Genomic DNA, 3,396 nt, shown 5'->3' with positions numbered 1-3,396 from the left:
ACCGCCGTCAGGACGGCCTGATCGCCGCGCCGGCCTCGGACCTGTGGCTGGCGGCGCGGCCGCCGGCGCTGGCGGAGTTGCTGGAGGGGCCGGGACCCCAGGGGGAGGCGCCGCTGCTGCAGACCCAGCGCATCGGCGTCTCCCAGGGGCAGGAACTGCCCTGGCGCTGGTACCTGCGTGCCAGCCGCAGTGTCAGCCGGCGAGCCCGCGGCGATCGGACACCCCGACACGATGGGCTCGCCGCCCTGCTGGCCTCTACGGTTGGGGCGTTTGACGGGAGCAGAACGCCTTGAGCGGCTGGAGTCACCGCCACGTGCTCGACCTGGCGTCCTTCTCGGTCGACGACTTCGCCACCGTTCTCGAACTGGCCCAGCGCTTCCGGGCCCTGCCGGTGGCCGGCGCCCGCCGCCTGCCCGCCCTCCAGGGCCGGCTGATGACCAGCCTCTTCTTCGAGCCCAGCACCCGCACGCGCAGCAGCTTCGAGCTGGCCGCCAAACGGCTCTCGGCGGAGGTGCAGAGCTTCTCGCCGTCGTCGAGCTCCCTGAGCAAGGGGGAGAGCCTGCTGGACACCGCCCGCACCTACGTGGCCATGGGCGCCAACATCCTGGTGGTGCGCCACCGCTGCGCCGGGGTGCCCCACAGCCTCGCCCGCGACCTCGACCGCTGCGGCGAGCGGGTGTCCGTGCTCAGCGCCGGTGACGGCCTGCACAGCCACCCCAGCCAGGGTCTGCTCGATCTGTTCACCCTGGCGCGCCAATTCGAACCCGAGGCCCCCTCTCCCGCCAGCCTGCGGGGCCGCCGCATCGTCATCGTCGGCGACGTGCTCCACTCCCGGGTGGCCCGCTCCAACCTCTGGGCCCTCACCGCCTGCGGCGCCGACGTGGTGCTCTGCGGGCCCGCCACCCTGCTGCCCGATTGCTTCGCCGACTTCGTGCTGGCCCCGCCGCCGGGCCAGGGGGCCGATCCGGTGGCCGACCGGGGCCGGGTGCGGGTCGAGCGGCGCCTGGAGGACGCCCTGCCCGGGGCCGATGCCGTCATGACCCTGCGCCTGCAGAAGGAGCGGATGCAGCAGCACCTGCTCACCAGCCTGGACACCTACCACCGCCAGTATGGGCTCAGCCACCGGCGCCTGGCCCTCTGCGGCGACGCCGTGCCGGTGCTGCACCCCGGCCCGGTGAACCGGGGGGTGGAGATCGCCGGCGAACTGCTCGACGATCCCGGCCGCAGCCTGGTGGAGGAGCAGGTCCGCAACGGCATTCCGATCCGGATGGCCCTGCTTTATCTGCTGGCCGCCGTCTGAGGGCTCAGCCGGCCTGGGGGCTGCGCCGGTCGCTCAGAGCAGCTTGAAGCCGTCCAGCAGCAGGCCGTAGAGCAGGCCCATGCGGGCCATGTCCAGCACCTGCAGCCGCAGCTTCAGCGGCTGGGCCAGCAGCCGGCGCCGCAGCCGGGCCGCCGCTTCGATGGCCAGCACGCACACCAGGGCGCCGAGGGGATCGAACAGGGAGAGGGCGCCGGTGATCGAGCCGACGCTGCCGCCGATCACGAAGCCGCCCAGCAGCACGATCAGCAACAGGGAAAGGCGGCGCCAGGGGTTCTGCGCCCAGGCCTCGAGCAGGTTGCCGGACTGGGTGATCCGCTGCTGGAATCGGGTCTGCTGGAAGCGGGGAGGCACCGGTGCGAACCTGCCGCTGGGTGGAAAGGGGAGCAGGGGGCTCACCACCCAAGGGTGGAAAGCCGCTGGCGGTGATCCCCATCACCCGGCCCAATCCCTGCAATCACTGGTCTACACCATCTCTGGCGTCTTGACAGCATTTTCCCCCCACCGATAGGGGATGCCAATAAAAAAGCCCGAGGCCGAGGCCCGGGCAGGGTGATGGGGACGACACCAGCAAACCAATCTCCAGCGGGTCGGGCAAGGGGGGGCAGCCGCTGACCGGAGCGTCCCTGCGGGGGCTTGACGGGTGGCGTGGTCGTTCTCAGACGTCCCGATTCAGCCGTCGCCGTCCTTCTTGCGGGATCCCTTGCCTTCCAGCAGTTCCAGCAGGGCCTCCATCTGGGCCATCACACCCCGCACCTCACCGGCCTCCGGCAGCAGGCCGTCCTCCATCACCCCCTGGTGCATCTCCCGCAGCTCCTGACGGATGTAGCGCAGATGACTGACAACCTGTTCGCGCTTGGACTGCGACATTGAGCGGGCCCCTGATCAACCCCCTCTTTTACCCCATCGCCGATTCACTTCCTGCCGAAACGCTCCTTGGCCTGCTGGTAGAAGGCGAGATCCACACCGTCGAGGCCGGCCTCGCGGGCCAGGGACTCGATCCGCCGCCGGATGATCGGCCGCACCACGAACGGGATCTCCTTGAGGCTGGTTTCCGCGTCGCTGCTCCAGTTCATCGGCGGCTGATCGGGACGGGTCGGTGCTGGGCCGGGGGGCGCTGGGACACCCTGACGGACCTCGGGAGACCCGGCCGGGGAGAATGGTGGATGGAGAATAGGGGACTCGAACCCCTGACCTCTGCGGTGCGATCGCAGCGCTCTACCAGCTGAGCTAATTCCCCTTCGATCGCCATTATCACCATCCCGTCCCCCTCCCTGGCCGTCCCCTTGGTTGATTCCAGCCTGTCCATCACCCCCGAGCGGCTCGCGGCCTTCGACGACGCCTCCATCGCCGAGCTCGCCCGGCGCCTCGAGGAGGACGACTACCCCACGCCGTTCGCGGGCCTGGCCGACTGGCACCTGCTGCGGGCCCTGGCCATCCACCGCCCGGACCTGATCCGGCCCTACGTCCATCTGGTGGATCAGGAACCCTTCGATGAGGAGTGAGGCGGATGCCCTCGCCGGGCGGCGCGTGCTGGTGCTGATCAGCGGCAGCATTGCCGCCGTCAAGCTGCCCCAGCTCGTTAGCGCCCTGGTGCAGCGCGGGGCCCTGGTGCGCTGCGTGCTCAGCCCCGCCGCCGAGCGGCTGGTCAGCGCGGTGGCCCTGGCGAGCCTCAGCCGCGCCCCCTGCCACATCGAGGCCGACCAGTGGAGCCACCGGGAGTCCCGGCCCCTGCACATCGCCCTGGCCGAGTGGGCCGAGGTGGTGCTGGTGGCCCCGCTCAGCGCCACCAGCCTGGCCCGCTGGGTGCACGGCATGGCCGACACGGGACGCACCGGCACGCCATTGGCGGCGGCATACTTCCGCACGAAGAAATCGGCCAGCGCCGGGATATCGCCCGGCCGCTCCCGCAGCGACGGCAGGCGCAGATTGACGACGTTCAGGCGGTACAGCAGGTCCTCGCGGAACGTGCCCTCAGACACCGCCCGGCCGAGGTCGCGGTTCGACGTGGCGATGATGCGGATGTCGACCTTGACCGGCGTCGTGCCGCCCACGCGGTCGATGACGCGTTCCTGCAG

The 3,396-nt window shown here is 70.8% G+C and carries 5 protein-coding genes, 1 tRNA gene and 3 pseudogenes; 4 read left to right on the top strand and 5 right to left on the bottom strand.

Annotated elements, in window-relative coordinates:
- Both VB737_RS15765 and VB737_RS15760 read left to right on the top strand, forming a co-directional pair.
- Positions 1 to 293, top strand: a pseudogene (locus VB737_RS15765) (DNA-3-methyladenine glycosylase); the annotation flags it as partial.
- Positions 290 to 1,300 carry an aspartate carbamoyltransferase catalytic subunit gene (locus VB737_RS15760; RefSeq protein WP_500314344.1) on the top strand — a complete coding sequence of 337 codons (1,011 nt, stop codon included), beginning with the start codon at positions 290 to 292 and terminating at the stop codon, positions 1,298 to 1,300. The pseudogene VB737_RS15765 and the gene VB737_RS15760, both read left to right, overlap by 4 nt.
- A gap of 33 nt (positions 1,301 to 1,333) precedes the next feature.
- Here the strand turns inward: VB737_RS15760 and VB737_RS15755 are convergent, their stop codons facing one another.
- The 4 genes from VB737_RS15755 to VB737_RS15740 form a co-directional block, all read right to left on the bottom strand.
- Positions 1,334 to 1,672, bottom strand: coding sequence for a DUF565 domain-containing protein (locus tag VB737_RS15755; RefSeq protein WP_500314342.1), 339 nt, complete (start codon positions 1,670 to 1,672; stop codon positions 1,334 to 1,336).
- A gap of 318 nt (positions 1,673 to 1,990) precedes the next feature.
- The gene (locus VB737_RS15750) at positions 1,991 to 2,188 is read right to left on the bottom strand and encodes a DUF8635 family protein (RefSeq protein ID WP_015109473.1); all 198 of its coding nucleotides are present in this window, start codon (positions 2,186 to 2,188) and stop codon (positions 1,991 to 1,993) included.
- A 44-nt stretch (positions 2,189 to 2,232) separates the two neighbouring features.
- Complete coding sequence (locus VB737_RS15745) at positions 2,233 to 2,394, bottom strand: PCP reductase family protein (protein ID WP_254947928.1); 162 nt, start codon at positions 2,392 to 2,394, stop codon at positions 2,233 to 2,235.
- A 91-nt stretch (positions 2,395 to 2,485) separates the two neighbouring features.
- Positions 2,486 to 2,558 (bottom strand) — tRNA-Ala (locus tag VB737_RS15740).
- A 46-nt stretch (positions 2,559 to 2,604) separates the two neighbouring features.
- Here VB737_RS15740 and isiD point away from each other — a divergent pair.
- Entirely contained in the window at positions 2,605 to 2,823 is a 219-nt protein-coding gene (gene isiD / locus VB737_RS15735; protein WP_254947927.1) for a protein IsiD, read from the top strand.
- A pseudogene (locus VB737_RS15730) lies at positions 2,813 to 3,169 on the top strand (flavoprotein); the annotation flags it as partial. The gene isiD and the pseudogene VB737_RS15730, both read left to right, overlap by 11 nt.
- A gap of 134 nt (positions 3,170 to 3,303) precedes the next feature.
- On the opposite strand, the pseudogene VB737_RS15725 reads toward VB737_RS15730, so the two are convergent.
- A pseudogene (locus tag VB737_RS15725) lies at positions 3,304 to 3,372 on the bottom strand (hypothetical protein); the annotation flags it as partial.
- Positions 3,373 to 3,396 lie beyond the last annotated feature (24 nt).

It is taken from the genome of Synechococcus sp. BA-120 BA3 (genome assembly GCF_034931285.1).
Classification (GTDB): domain Bacteria; phylum Cyanobacteriota; class Cyanobacteriia; order PCC-6307; family Cyanobiaceae; genus Cyanobium.
This window is presented reverse-complemented; position numbering and strand designations above follow the sequence as displayed.